This is a genomic window from Ottowia massiliensis, assembly GCF_900240305.1.
Classification (GTDB): domain Bacteria; phylum Pseudomonadota; class Gammaproteobacteria; order Burkholderiales; family Burkholderiaceae_C; genus Ottowia; species Ottowia massiliensis.
On sequence record NZ_LT964854.1, the window covers coordinates 115528 to 130541 of the forward strand.

Genomic DNA, 15014 nt, shown 5'->3' on the forward strand with positions numbered 1-15014 from the left:
CGCTTGCCGTTTTGCACGGCGTTCAGGCAAGAAAAAAAGGATTTTCCGCGATGCAAGCCATCACTCCGGAGCTGATCAGGCGCTTTGACGTCTCCGGCCCGCGCTATACCTCCTATCCCACGGCAGACCGTTTTGTGGAGGCGTTCGGCATGGATGACTACGTGCGCGCGCTGGAGCAGCGCCGCCAGGGGCCGGCGGCTGCGGCGCTGGCGCGGCCGCTGTCCATCTACGTGCATCTGCCTTTTTGCGAATCGCTGTGCTACTACTGCGCGTGCAACAAGATTATCACCAAGCACCACGAGCGCGCCGCGCCGTATCTGGCCCTGCTGCGCCGCGAAGTGGAGCTGCATGTGCAGCACATGGGCCGGGGCGCGGCCGTCAGCCAGCTGCACCTGGGCGGCGGCACGCCCACTTTTTTGAGCGACGAAGAGCTGGCCTGGCTAATGGACTTGCTGCGCAGCCATTTCACTTTCCAGGACGGCGGGGAATACTCCATCGAGGTCGATCCGCGCACCGTCACCGCCGAACGGCTGGAGTCGCTGCGCCAGCTGGGCTTCAACCGCCTTTCCTTCGGCGTGCAGGACTTTGACCCCGACGTGCAAAAAGCCGTGCACCGCGTGCAACCTGCCGAGCAAGTGTTTGCGCTGGTTGCCAGCGCCCGGCGCATCGGCTTTGATTCGGTGAACGTCGATCTGATTTACGGCCTGCCCAAACAGAACCCGCAGTCTTTTGCCCGCACGCTGGAGCAGGTATGCGAGCTGCGGCCTGATCGCATCGCGCTGTATGCCTACGCGCACCTGCCCGAGCGCTTCAAGCCCCAGCGGCGCATCATCATGATTGATCTGCCGCTGCCCGATGCCAAGGTGTCCATGCTCGCCAGCGCGCTCAAAGCCTTCATGCAGGCCGGCTACGTCTATATCGGCATGGACCACTTCGCGCTGCCGGAAGACGCGCTGGCCATCGCCAAGCGGCAAGGCCGCCTGCACCGCAACTTTCAGGGCTACAGCACGCAGCCAGACTGCGATCTCGTGGGCCTGGGCGTCTCGGCCATAGGCAAGGTGGGCGCCACCTACAGCCAGAACGTGAAAACGCTGGACGAATACCAGTACCTCATCGACCAGGGCCGCCTGCCCGTGGCGCGCGGCCTGGCCCTTTCGCGCGACGACATCCTGCGCCGCTCCGTCATCATGGCCCTCATGTGCCAGGGCGAAGTGCTGTTTGAATCCATCGAACTGGCCCACCTCATCGACTTCCGCCAGTATTTCGCTGCCGAAATGGAGCAAATGCGCGAGATGCAGCAGCAGGGGCTGGTGAGCATCAGCGACAGCAGCATCCAGGTCACGCCCCTGGGCTGGTTCTTCGTGCGCGGCGTGGCGATGGTGTTCGACAAATACCTGCAAGCCGACCGCACGCGCGCGCGCTTTTCCAAAATCATCTGAAAGCCTGTTCACAACCTGCCCGCAGGTGAAGAATGGACAGGCAGCCATTTTGCTCCTCTATTTATAGCAATATGTCCTAGTACAGACTGCGCAGGACAGCATTTTTTCCCCCTTGGATTTGCTTCTGTTTTTAATACATCCGTATCGGCGGAAGTTGGCTCCCTTACCGCTTCTTGCGGTCGGTCTTGCCCCTGATGCCCGAAACCGGGCTGGAAACTGTTTTCCTGAAGAGAGGCTTGGGAAGGCTTTGGCGGGCCGCGCTTGCGCTTCCTACTCCGTGTCGAAATCCGCGCTGTGGGTATGGCCGATGCCGGTGCGGCCTGCCGTGGCGGGCAGGGGGCGGTCGTCGGCGGGGGCAGATAGCGCGTCGGCCACCAGGCGGCCTTCAGGGTCGGAGACCAGTACCCGCAATTGGAAGGCGCGGCCATAGCGTGCGGGGGCGGTGAGGGTGCGGATGGCTTCTTGCGCCAGCGCCATGTGGAAGGCGGCGCCCAGGCCGCGTTCAGTGAGCAGATCAGCGCCGAAGCGGGCGGTCTTGGCGGCGGCGATGGCCTCGCAATCGGCCGGGCTGGCGCCAATCTGCCGGGCGACGCGGGCAACCAATGCGGTGTCCACGATGTTGCGGTTGGCATGGGTGATGGTTTCGCCTTGCGCGATCTTGGTGAGCTTGCCCACCATGACGGCCAGCACAACTTGCCGGATGCCCTGGGCCACGCATTCATCCAGCGCGTAGCGCAGAAAGTCGCCCATCTGGATGAAGCAGGCGGCGGGCAGGCCGGGGCGCTCGGCTTGCAGGATGCGCATGGCGAATGTTTCGGTGCGCCCGCCGGTGGTGAGAACGGCCAGGCTGTGCCCCAGCGTGGCCGCGACCTGCACGCCCTGCACGACGCTGGCGCGCCAGGCGGAGGTGGAAAAGGGCTTGACGATGCCGGATGTGCCCAGGATGCTGATGCCGCCCAGAATGCCCAGCCGCGCGTTGGTGGTCTTGCGCGCCATTTTTTCGCCTTCGGGCACGCTGATGGTCACTTCCAGCCCATGCTCGGCCAGCAGGGCGGGGGCCGCTTCGCGCAGGTTGTCGGCAATGTTGGCGCGCGGCACGGGGTTGATGGCCGGGCCGCCCACTTCCAGCCCCAGCCCGGGCATGGTGACGGTGCCCACGCCCGCGCCCGCACGGTAAGTGATGGCGCCGGCCTGGCCGGGAAGCACGCGCACGTCGGCGGTGATGAGGGCGCCGTCGGTGCAGTCAGGGTCGTCGCCTGCGAACTTGGTGATGGCGGCATGCGCCGTCTGCGCCTTTGCATCGCAGCGCCCGTCGCGCACGGCAAAGCGCACGCGGCTGCCGTTTGGCAGCAGGCTTTGCACTTCGGCGGGCACCTGGCCGGCGGCCAGCCCCAGCGCGGCGGCGCGCGCGGCGGCGGCGGCGCACGCGCCCGTGGTAAAGCCGGTGCGCGTGCCGCGCCTGGGCCGTGGGGCATCGGGTGATTCGGCGGCAGGGATTTCGGTCATATGCGCCAAGGATAAGCGCGGGCACGCATTCGGCGATTGGCGCGCACAAAGGTTTTCCGCACGGAAAGGCGGGTGAAAAACTGACGCGAAAGACAGACGCTTTTCACGCGCTGAATGCGATGAAGATGGCGAGCGAATTTCTCCAGCGAGCGGTAGCGGCGCTTTCTGCGGCGTTTGCCCGCAGTGCCGCCTGACCGGGCAGCAAGGCCGGGCGGCGCACCCTACACTCGCCGCTTTTCTTTTCGCGCTGCAAGTTTTCCCACGCCGTGTTTGCCGATCTCACGCCCGCCCTGGCGGCGACTTATGTGTTTGCCGCTGCCGTGCTGCTGCACTTGGCCCTGCGCTTTTGGCTGGCGCTGCGGCAGATGCGGGCGGTGGCGCTGCGGCGCGGCGCGGTGCCGCCGCGCTTTGCGCAGAAGATCACGCTGGCGGCGCACCAGCGGGCGGCGGATTACACGGCGGCCAAGCTGCGTTTTGGCGTGCTGGAAGGCGGCGCAGCCGCACTCATTTTGCTGGGCTGGACGCTGCTGGGCGGGCTGGACGCGCTCAACGCCCTGCTGCTTCAGTGGCTGGGGCCGCGCCCGCTTTTGCAGCCGCTGGCGCTGCTGGCGGCGTTCATGGCGATCAATGCCCTGCTGGACGTGCCGTTTGACGCTTGGCAGACCTTCGTGATTGAGCAGCGCTTTGGCTTCAACAAAAGCACGCTGCGCCTGTGGCTGGCCGATCACGTGAAATCGGCCCTGGTGGGCGCGGCGCTGGGCCTGCCGCTGGCGGCGCTGGCGCTGTGGCTGATGGCGCAGGCCGGGCCGCTGTGGTGGCTGTGGCTGTGGGCGCTGTGGCTGGCCTTCAGCCTGCTGATGATGGTGATTTACCCCACGCTGATTGCGCCGCTGTTCAACCGCTTCGAGCCGCTGGCCGATGAGGAGCTGAAGGCGCGCATCACCGGCCTGATGCAGCGCTGCGGCTTTGCCGCCAGCGGCCTGTTCGTGATGGACGGCAGCCGCCGCAGCGCGCACGGCAACGCCTACTTCACGGGCTTTGGCGCGGCGCGGCGCGTGGTGTTTTTTGACACGCTGCTGAGCCAGCTCACGCCGGATGAAGTGGAGGCCGTGCTGGCCCACGAGCTGGGCCACTGCAAGCGCCGCCACATCGCCAAGCGCATGGTCTGCGTGGCGGCGCTGAGCCTGGCGGCGCTGGCGCTGCTGGGCTGGCTGATGCAGCAGGGCTGGTTTTACGCGGGCCTGGGCGTCACGCCCAACCTGCCGCCTGCGCTGGGCGGCAGCGTGCCCAATCACGCGCTGGCGCTGCTGCTGTTCATGCTGGCCGCGCCGGTCTTCGGCCTGTTTGCCGCGCCGCTCATGGCGGCCCTCTCGCGCAGGCACGAGTTCGAGGCCGATGCCTTCGCCGCCGCCCACAGCAGCGCCGCCTGCCTCGTCAGCGCACTGGTCAAGCTGTATGAAGACAATGCCAGCACGCTCACGCCAGACGCGCTGTACGTTCGCTTTTACTATTCGCACCCGCCCGCCAGCGAGCGCATCGGCCATCTGGAGCGCCTGATGGAGCGGGCGGCGCAGGCGGCAGCATCCGCCTGATTTCCCAAATGGCGGTTTTCCGCTTTTTTCTGTTCATTCATGTCCAAGGAGTTCAACCCATGAAACCATGCAAATTCATTCTTGCGGCCATTTGCGCCCTGACGGCGGCCGCATCCGCCCATGCTGAATCCGGCTCCGTGCCTTACGTTTGCCAGGGCGGCAAGAAAATCAGCGTTTCCTACGTGTTCAATGATGAAACGGGCTTTCCCGTCAAGGCCGAATTCGCCGTGAAAGGCCAGCGGCAAACGCTGGCCTATGACGACGCCAAGTCTGACCACGTGGATTCATTTTTTGTCTCCGCCAAAGGCTGGCGCCTGACGGCGCCCGCCCTGACCATCAAGGAATACAAAAAGACGGACGGCATCATGATTACCTCGCCGCAAGACGAAATCCTGTTCAAGGAATGCGCCCCCGCGCAAAAGAAAAAGGGCCGCAAGTAATAAAACCCGCTGCGAAAAAACGCTCTGACGCCCGCCTGCCCGGCGGGCATTTTGTTTCATGAAGCCTCGCAAGAGTCCGCCTGCCGGCTCCGCCGCCTTGCAAAGCGGCCTCGTCATCGCCAGCCACGGCCGCCACTGCGTTGTGGAAACGGCGGACGGCCAGCGCGTCATCTGCCACCCGCGCGGCAAGAAAAGCCAGGCCGTGGCGGGCGACCGCGTGCTGTGGCAAGCCTCGCAAGACGAAGGCTGCATCGAGCGCATCGAACCGCGCCGCAACCTGCTGTACCGGCAGGACGAGATGCGCACCAAGTCCTTCGCTGCCAATATTGACCAGGCCCTCATCCTGCTGGCCGCCGAGCCGGCTTTTTCCGAGCACCAGCTCGCCCGCGCCCTCATCGCTTGCCAGGCCGCAGGCATCACCCCTCTCATCGCGCTCAACAAGGCTGATTTGGCCGCCGCCTTCTCCCACGCCTGGCGGCGCCTGGCTCCCTACCGCCGCATGGGTTGCACCGTGCTGCCGCTGGCGGCCGCGCCAGCCGCCGCGCCCGGCGCAGCCGCCATGCACGCCCTCACGCCGCAAGCCTTGGCCGCCGCCCATCTGGCAGGCCGCGTCACCCTCGTGCTAGGCCCTTCCGGCGCGGGCAAAAGCACGCTCATCAACGCCCTCATTCCCCATGCCCGCGCCGCCACGGGCGAAATTTCGCAGGCGCTGGGCAGCGGCCGCCACACCACCACCGCCACCACCTGGTACTGGCTGGACGCCGCCCGCACCAGCGCGCTTATCGACTCCCCGGGCTTTCAGGAATTCGGCCTGCGCCACATCACCCCCGCGCAGCTGGCCGGCCTCATGCCCGACTTCGCCCCTCACCTGGGCGCATGCCGCTTCTACAACTGCACTCACCTGCATGAACCTGGCTGCGGCGTGCGCGCCGCCGTGCATGACGAGGGCGCGGATGACGGCAGCGCAAGCCAGGCCATCAGCCCCAGCCGCTACCGCATCTATGCCGATCTGTCCGCCGAGCTGGACCAGCAAGCCTGGCAGGCGCGCGGCAAGGCGTGAAGCGCTGGCAGGCTGCCCGCCAAGCCCTTCAGGCGCGCGCCCGATGGAACCAGCGATGGAACCAGCAACAGAAGCGAATTCGAGGAGGCGAAAACCACGCTCCCGCGCGGTTTCTGGGCAAGGGTGGCGGGCGGATTGGGCCGCTGTGCGTTTGCCCCGCCGTGTTTTCCTGGCGGCGTTTGCAAAGCGGTCTGCTGGAAAAGCCGCGCCTGCGCCGCATGGCTTCTCGCCTGGATTCAGAAAGAGGAGCGAATTCAAGGGGGGAAAAATCCCATTCTGCGCTGTATCCACTAGGACATCATGCTATGAAACGAGGAGCGAAACCAGGCCTTATTGAACCGGGGCGGGCTTGAAAAGCGCCTTGCCGCCGCGCGTCTGCGGCGTTTTTCAGGCTGCGGCGGCGGTGCGGCGGCGCTTTTTGCGGTCTTTCATTTCGCTGAGCGCCTTGTTGACCACTTCGCCGGAATCGACCAGGCGCAGATGGCCGTTGCGCAGCAGTTTCTCGCAGCTGCGGCGCGTCATGGTGTGGGGCTGGCCGCCGTGGCTGACGAACATGAACAGCGAGCCGTTGCCGCTGGTCCAGGTGAGCTTGGCGCGCAGCCACTCGCCGTGCGAGAACAGATCGACCCAGGTGTCTTCGCGCAGGCGGGCCAGGTCGGCGCGGTGGCGGGCTTGCTGCTCGTCGTCATCAGCACCCGGCGCGGCGGCGTTCGCCGTGGCGGCGGCGCCCGCCTGGTCGCGCGCGGGACTGGGCACGCTGGCCTTGCCGGGCGTGGCGGCTGCGGCCGGTTCCAGTTCAGGGCTGCTGCTGGGCATGAAGCCGGCTGCCGCCAGCTCGCGCTGGGCCAGCCAGGGCTGCTCGGAGGTGTCGGCCTTGAGTTCGGCAAATGAGGAGCCGCCCTGGCCGGCTTCGGCCGCGTCGGGCAGGTCATCGTTCAGGTCCATCATGCTGGATGTGGGCGCGCCGGAGGCTTCGGCGTCCAGCGCCGAGCGCACGCGCCGCAGGCGCAGCACGGGTTTGTGGTAGCGCATGAGGGCGTCGAAAAAGCGGTTGGAGTCTTTGGGGTCGTGGCCCAGCATTTCCAGTCCGCGCCGCAGGGTTTGCACGATGTGCGGCACGATTTCAAACAGATGCGCGGGCTGGCGCATGGCCGCTTCGTGGTTCACGCTCCACAGCAAGTCGGTGACGACGGCCAGATAGCCGCCGGGATCGAGCTGGCCGCGCGTGTCGGTGAGCTGCGCGTGGGCGATGACCAGCGCCCATGTGTTGTAGAGAAAGTCGAGCACGATTTTGGGCGCGCCCTCTACGTCTGAACGCAGGCTGAAGCCCCAGGCTACTTTGTCGGCCAGCGCCTGGCGGTCATGCGCGAAGTGAATGGATTGCAGGCCGTTTTTGTGGCTGGCGCTGTCGCTCTGGTCTTCTTCTTCCCAGCGGCTTTCCAGGTCTTGCAGGTGGTTGTCGAAGTCGTGCGCGGTGGCGTCTTTTTGCGCGTCCAGCTCGCGCACCACGCGGCGCACGGGTTCGATGAACTGGGCAAATTCCTTTGAGAATTCGTCGTTGTATTTGAAGCTGCGCTGGGCGATGCTTTCCACCAGGCGGCGCGCCGGATGGGTTTCGTCGCCCATGAAGCGCGGATCGCTCATGGCCAAGCGCAGCAGGGCAGGCTCCAGCGCCACGAAGGCTTCGCGCACGGGGGGCAGCACGCGCACATCGCCCGCCACCTGGTCGATGAGGGCGCGCACGGCGTCCAGCCCGATGACCTGGCTGACTTTCTTGGCCTGCGATTTGAGCTGCACCAGCGTTTGCGTGCGCGCCTGCGGCGAGGCGACTTCGCCCCACACTTTTTGCGGGAGCACGGCCTGCACGTCCAGCTCTTGCGGGGGGCGCTCCATCACGGGCAGGGCGCGTCGCTCTTGCTGGGCGGCGTACAGCTCGCGGTCGCTGGGCATGGGGGTGGAGGCGGCCACAGCGGCGCAGGTCTGCATTTCGCGCCGCACGGCTTCGTAGTAGCTGGGAGGCAGGGGCGCGTCGTGATGAGCCACCCATTGGGGCTGGTAGAGGAAGTCGTGCACCATGCTGTAGGGCACGGCGGGTTCGGCGCTGGCCAGATCGGCCATGGCGGGCATCTGGAAAGCCTGGGCCTGCCCTTGCATGGGAGCGCCTGCGGCGAGGTTGGCCATGCCCTGGCCCAGCGGGCCGGTCATGGCCTGCAAGGGCATGATGTTGCTGGCCGTTTGCATGGCGCCTGGGGTCAGGCGCAGGCGGTAGCGCGCTTCCTGGATGCCTTTTTCTTCCAGCAGCCTGATGATGACTTCGTAGAGGCGGTTGAGTTCGTCGGCGAACGGACGGGTGAGGTGGCGCAGCATCAGGTTGCGCGCTTCGGGCGGCTCGCCCAGCTCCTCAATTACTTCCATGAGCGCGCCGCACAGCACTTCGGGCCGCATGGGGTTGAGGTCGGCGCGCACCACGGGCAGGCCCAGGGCGGAACTCATCAGCGTGTCCAGCCGGGTGAGCCGCTCTTCCACCACGGGCAGCACGGTTTGCTGGAGACGGGAGGTTTCCACGAACTGCGAAACCTCTGCTTCGGCCATGAGTGTGACCGATTCGAGTGAAGCCAGGTTGGAGGGGCGGGGAGTGGGGTTGAGATCCGTGTCCTTGATGGCTTCCAGCGCGTGATTGATGGCTGTTTCAATGCACGATGGAAAGCGCGTGCGCATCTTGGCGCGATGGCGGGCCAGCGCCACCATGGCGTCGGCCAGCTGCTGGCGTTGCAAGGGAATCGTGGATTTGTTTTCTGCTTCTTCCAGCGTCACACGCGCAGCTTCGGCGCAGCGGTCGATCATGGACGACGCCAGGAACACAGCCTCGTGCGTGCTGCGCCTGAGCAATGTGCTGTGCTGGTTGGGCAGTTGCATTGTTGCCGGATGAAAGTATGAATACGGATAGCTTATGGCAAGTCAGCTGCGTCCAACCCCGCCAGAGAGGGGTTTTATGCGGAAAGAAGTCACAATCTGGCGAGTGATGAGCAAGAAACTTCTGATTGCAGGCGGCGGCATTGGCGGCATGGCCGCCGCGCTGGCGGCAGCGCGCGCGGGCTGGCAGGTTCAGGTGCTGGAGCGCGCCAGCGCCTTCAGCGAGGTGGGCGCGGGCGTGCAGATTGGCCCCAACGTCACGCGGGTGCTGCATGCCTGGGGCTTGCAGGAGGCCCTGCGGGCCGTGGCGGCTTTCCCGGATGCGCTTCTGGTGCGGGACGCCGCTTCTGGCGCGGAGCTTGGATACATGCAACTGGGCGAGCGCGCGCAGCGGCTGTATGGCGCGCCTTACGCCACCATTCACCGCGCCGATCTGCACCAGGCGCTGGCTGCGGCCGCGCAGGCTGAATTGCAGGTGCAGGTGCATGCCGGGCAGGCGCTGGCGCGCTATGAAGACCAAGGGGCGGCCGTGCAGGCTTTTTCGGTCAGCCAGACCTGGCAGGCGGATGCGCTGATTGGCGCGGACGGCCTGTGGAGCGAGGTGCGCCAGGGCCTGCTGAAAGACGGCGCGCCCCGTGTTTCAGGCCACCTGGCCTGGCGCGCCATGCTGCGGCAGGCAGATTTGCCCGCCGCCTTGCGCAGCCAGTGCGTCACGGTCTGGCTGGGGCCGCGCATGCACGCCGTGCAGTACCCCGTGCGGCGCGGCGAGTGGCTGAATCTGATCGTGGTGACTGAAGGCGCACCGCCTGAAAACCCGCACGGCTGGGACCATCAGGCCAATGCCTACGAATTGATGGCGCGGATGGGCGGCGCGTGCGCGCCCTTGCGCGACCTGCTGCACGCCGCCCCGCAGGCGACAGTCAATGCCTGTGTCTGGCGCTTGTGGCCCTTGTGCGACCGCGCTCCGGTGCGTGCGGCAGGCGAAATGACGCGCGGCCGCGTGGCCTTGCTGGGCGACGCCGCACACCCCATGCGCCCCTATCTGGCCCAAGGCGCGGGCATGGCGGTGGAAGACGCAGACATGCTGGGCCGCTGCCTGCAGCAGGCTGACGCCGGCACAGCGCCGCAGCAGCTGGCGCGCTACGCGCAAGCCCGCTGGGCGCGCTGCGCCCGGGTGCAGGCCCGCGCCGCGCGCAATGGCGAGATCTTTCATGCCGGCGGCCTTGTGCGCCTGGCGCGCAATGCCGCCATGCGCTTGCTGGGCGCGCGGTTGCTGGATGCGCCTTGGCTTTATGCGTACTGAATTCATATCAAGAAAGGCAATGACCCATGCGCATCGATCATGTCACTCTGCTCTGGGCCGCTGGCGCAGTGCTCTACATCATCCTGGCCCTGCTGCGGGCCTTTGCCATCAGCCGGCTGGAAAAAGAGCAGCCTTCCGACGACCTGAAAGACGAAGTGCGCAACTACCGCCGAAAGGCGCTCATTGCCACGGGCGTGCTGGCAGCCGTGCTCATCGTGCACTGGCTCTGGGTTCATTTCTGAAGCAGGCAAAGAAAAACGCCCCAGTCTTTCGACTGAGGCGTTTGCCGTTTTTTTGGCTCCCCGACCTGGGCTCGAACCAGGGACCTACGGATTAACAGTCCGGCGCTCTACCGACTGAGCTATCGGGGAATGAAGCTGCGCATTGTATAGCAAAAAACGCAGCGCGCGCAAGGTCAGCGGAAAATTTCTGCGGCCTGCCGAAGGCTCGCCGGGTGTTAGCATGGCCGCTTCCACTCCGGGGTGTCGCGGCGTCCGAAACAGGCCACGCGGCTGAGATGGCGCAGCGCCAAACCCGTTCAACTTGATCCGGCTCATACCGGCGTAAGGAGAAGAGGGCATTTCATCCGTCTGGCGCACCGGACGGGCGCCGGAGTTTTCGCCACCTTTCGCAGGAGACTCTCCGATGAATGCCCCCGACAAATTCCAGCAGCTGCTCACCCTCACGCGCGAGCCTTTTCCCGCCTCGCGCAAGGGCTACATCCAAGGCTCGCGGCCTGATTTGCGCGTGCCCGTGCGCGATGTCACGCTCACCAACGACGAAGTGGTGTCGCTCTACGACACCTCCGGCCCTTACACCGACCCGGATGCGCCGATTGACGTGCGCCAGGGCCTGCCCACCGTGCGCGAAGGCTGGATAGCCGAGCGCGGCGACACCGAGCGTTACGCGGGCCGCATCGCCCACATCCTGGATGACGGCGGCAAGCACGAAAAGCGCGATCTGCCCCGCATCGAGCAGCTGCGGCGCGAAGCTGCCGGGCTGCAACGCCAGCCGCGCCGCGCCAGGGGCGGCGTGGGCGGCGGCAACGTCACCCAGATGCACTACGCGCGCAAAGGCATCGTCACGCCCGAAATGGAATACATCGCCTTGCGCGAAAACGGCCGCCGCGAATGGATGGCCGCCTATCTGAACGACGAAAGCCGCGAGCGCCGCCTGGCCGGCAACCCGCTGGGCGCGAGCATGGCGCAGCGCATCACGCCCGAATTCGTGCGCGATGAAGTCGCGCGGGGGCGCGCCGTCATCCCCGCCAACATCAACCACCCCGAAATCGAGCCGATGGTCATCGGGCGCAACTTTCTGGTGAAGATCAACGCCAACATTGGCAACAGCGCCGTCACCAGCAGCATCGAGGAAGAAGTGGAAAAACTCGTCTGGTCCATCCGCTGGGGGGCCGACACCGTGATGGACTTGTCCACCGGCAAAAACATCCACACCACGCGCGACTGGATCATCCGCAACAGCCCCGTGCCCATTGGCACCGTGCCCATTTACCAGGCGCTGGAAAAAGTGGGCGGCATCGCCGAAGACCTCACCTGGGAAATCTTTCGCGACACCCTCATCGAGCAAGCCGAGCAGGGCGTGGACTACTTCACCATCCACGCGGGCGTGCGCCTGCCCTTCATTCACCTCACGGTGCCCCGGCGCACCGGCATCGTCAGCCGGGGCGGCTCCATCATGGCCAAGTGGTGCATCGCCCACCACAAGGAAAGCTTTCTCTACACGCACTTTGAAGACATCTGCGACATCATGAAAGCGTATGACGTGGCCTTCAGCCTGGGCGACGGCCTGCGCCCCGGCAGCTGCGCCGACGCCAACGACGAAGCCCAGTTTGCCGAGCTGCGCACGCTGGGCGAACTCACGCAAATTGCCTGGAAGCACGACGTGCAAACCATGATCGAAGGCCCCGGCCACGTGCCCATGCACCTGATTCAGGCCAACATGGACGAGCAGCTCAAGCACTGCGGCGAAGCGCCGTTTTACACGCTGGGGCCGCTGACCATCGACGTCTCGCCCGGCTACGACCACATTGCCTCGGCCATTGGCGCGGCCATGATCGGCTGGATGGGCACCGCCATGCTCTGCTACGTCACCCCCAAGGAGCACCTGGGCCTGCCCGACCGCAACGACGTCAAGCAGGGAATGATTGCCTACAAGATCGCCGCGCACGCCGCCGACGTGGCCAAGGGCCACCCCGGCGCGCGCGCCCGCGACGACGCACTCAGCCAGGCCCGTTTTGAATTCCGCTGGTACGACCAGTTCAACCTGAGCCTGGACCCCGACACCGCCCGCGAATTTCACGACGAAACCCTGCCGCGCGAAAGCAGCAAAAGCGCTCACTTTTGCAGCATGTGCGGCCCCAAGTTCTGCTCCATGAAGATCACGCAGGAAGTGCGCGACTTCGCCGCCGCCAAGGGCCTGAGCGAAGCCGACGCCCTGCAAGCGGGCATGGCGGAAAAATCGCGCCAGTTCCAGGCCGGCGGCGGGCAGGTCTACATCCCCATCCAGAAGAATGGATAAACCCGCCCCGCAGCCCGGCCAGTCGCAAGGCCGCGCGGCTCATGGCAAGCGATCGGGCCGAAAGCGCAGCCGGCCTTTGCGCTGCGTCATGGCCGCGCGAGGGCCGGGTTCCCCCACGCTTGCTTGCCATCTGGCCGCAAAAGACGAAAGCGCAGCCCGGCCCTGATTCGCTCCGCCGCCATGCCGCCCGCCCCTTGCGGGCACACCATGAAAAATGCTGAAAAGCATCAGAAACAGGAGCAAATTTGAGGAGTGGAAAGCGGCCCTTGCGCCCATTCCACTAGGACATCACGCTATCGTTTTAGAAGCGAAAAAAGCCATCTGGGCAGCCGAGGCCGCCCGATCATTGCGGCTGAAAGCCGCTTTCCCGGATGATTCGGCTCCAGGTTCTCTCGTAGGCGCGTGCGCGGGCAGTGAGCTGCGCGGCGCTCATGTACTCGGGAGTCAGGCCGATGCGATCCAGGCGGTCCTGCACGCCGGGGTCGGCCATGACGCGGCGGATGGCTTCCGACAGCACATCGAGCGCGTCCTGCGGCGTGCCTTTCGGGGCGAAGAAACCGTAATAAGGCAAATCTTCAAAGCCGCGCAGGCCCAGCTCGGCGAAGGTGGGCACCTCAGGCAGGGTTTTCTGGCGCTGCGGGCCAAGAGTGGCGAGCACACGCAGCTTGCCAGCGCGGTGGTTCTCAATGAATTCAGGCACGGAGCCAATGCCGGCGCTGATCTGGTTGCCGAGCATGTCAGCCACCATGGGCGCGGTGCCACGGTAGGGCACGGACAGCAGATCGGCGCCATATTTCTGCGAAAGCACCTTGACGAGGAATTCGGGCACCGAGGCGGGCGCGGGAATGCCAACGCTGCTGCCTCGCCCGTCTTGCTGCCTAGCCCAGGCCATGTATTCGTCCAGACTGCTGGCGGGAGTGGCGGCGGAGACGGCGAAAGTGTTGGCGAAGCTGGCAACGCCAGCGACTTGCGTGAAGTCTTTCACGGGATCAAAGCCCGGCTGCCTGACAACCAGAGGCAGGATGGAGATGGTGTGATCGTGCGAGAAAAAGAGCGTCAGTCCGTCAGGCCGGGCGTTCTTGAGCAATTGCGCGGCAATCTGCCCGCCCGCGCCGGGGCGGTTATCCACAACCACAGGCTGACCCAGCTGAACAGCGAGCTTGTCGGCCAGCAGACGCGCGACGGTATCGGTGCCGCCGCCGGGCGGAAAGCCGATCAGGATATGCACGGGCTTGCCGCCCGCGATGGGCGCGCCGGGCACGGGCGCAGGCTCAGCGGCAAGTTCGGCAGCCCGTGCGGCTGGAAGCAAGGCGGCGGCCAGCGCGCTGGCGGCGAAGCGTTTGACGAAATAGCGGCGTTTCATGGTTGGCTCGTGGGCAAGTGTGGGTTGTCGTGCAGGGTGAGTTCGGGCGGCAGGCGGTCGATTTCGGCCAGCAGGTCCGCCAAAGCGCGGGCAGCGGCGGCAATGAGGGCCTGCCCATCCCCGGCGGTGGCAGCGCGGGCGTTGCCTGCGGCCCCGCTGGGGTGAAGGTCTTGTGCGGCCCAGGCGAAACGGGCGCTCTTGCCGTTGCCCAGCAGGGCGAAGCCGCGCGCGCGCGCCTCGCTGCTGGAGCGGAAATGTTCGGCGCGCTCCCTGCGCACGGCGTGCGGAGCGGCAGCGAGCATGAAAGCCGTCTCCACCTGGCCCGCATGCACGCCAAAGCGCCGCTCCTGCAGGCTGAAGCGGGCCATGAGATCGCCCCCGTCTTCATCCAGCAGAGGCAGATCGAACCAGTTGCAGCGGTAAATGAGCAGCCTCAGCCGCGCACGCAGCTCGCGCGCCAGACCGTCCAGCAAACCGGCGTTGCCGCCGTGGGTGTTGAAAAGCACCAGCTTGCGCACGCCGCTGGCGGCCACGGATTCGGCGATATCGCTCCACAGGCGCAAGGCAGTCTCGGGGCGCAGGGTGAGCGTGCCCGCAAAGTGGGCGTGCTCCGGGCTGTAGCCAATCGCTTGCACGGGCAGAAAAAAGGCGGGCACTTCATCAGCCACCAGGGGCGCTGCGGCCTGCACGATGGCGTGGGCGATGTCGGCATCCACCGACAGGGGCAAGTGCGGACCATGCTGCTCGGTAGCCCCCACGGGCAGCACGGCAATGGCGCGGTCCGTATCGATCTGCGCAAAGTCGGCGGTGGTCAGCGCAGACCAGAAGCGGGGCAAGGCAGGCATGGCGGGCAGTTGGAA

At 66.0% G+C, this 15014-nt stretch carries 11 protein-coding genes, 1 tRNA gene and 1 riboswitch; of the genes, 7 read left to right on the forward strand and 5 right to left on the reverse strand.

What is annotated here, in order from left to right; genetic code table 11:
• Positions 1–50: 50 nt before the first annotated feature.
• Positions 51–1439 (forward strand): oxygen-independent coproporphyrinogen III oxidase, encoded by a 1389-nt coding sequence (gene hemN / locus C1720_RS00475; RefSeq protein ID WP_102282851.1) that lies wholly within the window; start codon positions 51–53, stop codon positions 1437–1439.
• A gap of 270 nt (positions 1440–1709) precedes the next feature.
• Here hemN and C1720_RS00480 read toward each other — a convergent pair whose 3' ends face one another.
• On the reverse strand, positions 1710–2945 hold the full coding sequence (locus C1720_RS00480) for a cobalt-precorrin-5B (C(1))-methyltransferase (protein WP_102282852.1): 1236 nt from the start codon (positions 2943–2945) through the stop codon (positions 1710–1712).
• Between the two features lie 266 nt (positions 2946–3211).
• On the opposite strand from C1720_RS00480, the gene C1720_RS00485 reads away from it, so the two are divergent.
• From C1720_RS00485 to rsgA, 3 genes are read left to right on the forward strand one after another with little or no spacing between them, the layout of a single operon-like run.
• Complete coding sequence (locus tag C1720_RS00485) at positions 3212–4537, forward strand: M48 family metallopeptidase (protein ID WP_233199713.1); 1326 nt, start codon at positions 3212–3214, stop codon at positions 4535–4537.
• A 59-nt stretch (positions 4538–4596) separates the two neighbouring features.
• Entirely contained in the window at positions 4597–4977 is a 381-nt protein-coding gene (locus C1720_RS00490; RefSeq protein WP_102282853.1) for an ACP-like domain-containing protein, read from the forward strand.
• A gap of 58 nt (positions 4978–5035) precedes the next feature.
• Positions 5036–6037 carry a ribosome small subunit-dependent GTPase A gene (gene rsgA / locus C1720_RS00495; protein WP_102282854.1) on the forward strand — a complete coding sequence of 334 codons (1002 nt, stop codon included), beginning with the start codon at positions 5036–5038 and terminating at the stop codon, positions 6035–6037.
• A 387-nt stretch (positions 6038–6424) separates the two neighbouring features.
• Here rsgA and C1720_RS00500 read toward each other — a convergent pair whose 3' ends face one another.
• Complete coding sequence (locus tag C1720_RS00500; protein ID WP_102282855.1) at positions 6425–8953, reverse strand: DUF1631 family protein; 2529 nt, start codon at positions 8951–8953, stop codon at positions 6425–6427.
• Between the two features lie 106 nt (positions 8954–9059).
• On the opposite strand from C1720_RS00500, the gene C1720_RS00505 reads away from it, so the two are divergent.
• Both C1720_RS00505 and C1720_RS00510 read left to right on the forward strand, forming a co-directional pair.
• Positions 9060–10253, forward strand: coding sequence for an FAD-dependent monooxygenase (locus C1720_RS00505; protein ID WP_102282856.1), 1194 nt, complete (start codon positions 9060–9062; stop codon positions 10251–10253).
• 26 nt (positions 10254–10279) lie between these two features.
• The gene (locus tag C1720_RS00510) at positions 10280–10495 is read left to right on the forward strand and encodes a hypothetical protein (RefSeq protein WP_050716032.1); all 216 of its coding nucleotides are present in this window, start codon (positions 10280–10282) and stop codon (positions 10493–10495) included.
• A gap of 53 nt (positions 10496–10548) precedes the next feature.
• Here the strand turns inward: C1720_RS00510 and C1720_RS00515 are convergent.
• Positions 10549–10624, reverse strand: a tRNA-Asn gene (locus tag C1720_RS00515).
• Between the two features lie 97 nt (positions 10625–10721).
• Positions 10722–10841, forward strand: a riboswitch (TPP riboswitch).
• Positions 10842–10898: 57 nt separating this feature from the next.
• On the opposite strand from C1720_RS00515, the gene thiC reads away from it, so the two are divergent.
• On the forward strand, positions 10899–12791 hold the full coding sequence (gene thiC, locus C1720_RS00520; RefSeq protein ID WP_050716031.1) for a phosphomethylpyrimidine synthase ThiC: 1893 nt from the start codon (positions 10899–10901) through the stop codon (positions 12789–12791).
• A 343-nt stretch (positions 12792–13134) separates the two neighbouring features.
• Here thiC and C1720_RS00525 read toward each other — a convergent pair whose 3' ends face one another.
• Positions 13135–14154, reverse strand: a complete 1020-nt coding sequence (locus tag C1720_RS00525) for a Bug family tripartite tricarboxylate transporter substrate binding protein (RefSeq protein WP_102282857.1) — start codon at positions 14152–14154, stop codon at positions 13135–13137.
• Complete coding sequence (locus C1720_RS00530; RefSeq protein ID WP_199170914.1) at positions 14151–14999, reverse strand: creatininase family protein; 849 nt, start codon at positions 14997–14999, stop codon at positions 14151–14153. The genes C1720_RS00525 and C1720_RS00530 overlap by 4 nt, the downstream gene beginning before the upstream one ends.
• Between the last annotated feature and the right edge of the window lie 15 nt (positions 15000–15014).

What these genes read in the sequence shown, in the direction of transcription:
- hemN (WP_102282851.1), top strand. Translation starts at nt 51, where the DNA reads ATGCAAGCCATCACTCCGGAGCTGATCAGGCGCTTTGACGTCTCCGGC.
- C1720_RS00480 (WP_102282852.1), bottom strand. Translation starts at nt 2,945, where the DNA reads ATGACCGAAATCCCTGCCGCCGAATCACCCGATGCCCCACGGCCCAGG.
- C1720_RS00490 (WP_102282853.1), top strand. Translation starts at nt 4,597, where the DNA reads ATGAAACCATGCAAATTCATTCTTGCGGCCATTTGCGCCCTGACGGCG.
- rsgA (WP_102282854.1), top strand. Translation starts at nt 5,036, where the DNA reads ATGAAGCCTCGCAAGAGTCCGCCTGCCGGCTCCGCCGCCTTGCAAAGC.
- C1720_RS00500 (WP_102282855.1), bottom strand. Translation starts at nt 8,953, where the DNA reads ATGCAACTGCCCAACCAGCACAGCACATTGCTCAGGCGCAGCACGCAC.
- C1720_RS00505 (WP_102282856.1), top strand. Translation starts at nt 9,060, where the DNA reads ATGAGCAAGAAACTTCTGATTGCAGGCGGCGGCATTGGCGGCATGGCC.
- C1720_RS00510 (WP_050716032.1), top strand. Translation starts at nt 10,280, where the DNA reads ATGCGCATCGATCATGTCACTCTGCTCTGGGCCGCTGGCGCAGTGCTC.
- thiC (WP_050716031.1), top strand. Translation starts at nt 10,899, where the DNA reads ATGAATGCCCCCGACAAATTCCAGCAGCTGCTCACCCTCACGCGCGAG.
- C1720_RS00525 (WP_102282857.1), bottom strand. Translation starts at nt 14,154, where the DNA reads ATGAAACGCCGCTATTTCGTCAAACGCTTCGCCGCCAGCGCGCTGGCC.
- C1720_RS00530 (WP_199170914.1), bottom strand. Translation starts at nt 14,999, where the DNA reads ATGCCTGCCTTGCCCCGCTTCTGGTCTGCGCTGACCACCGCCGACTTT.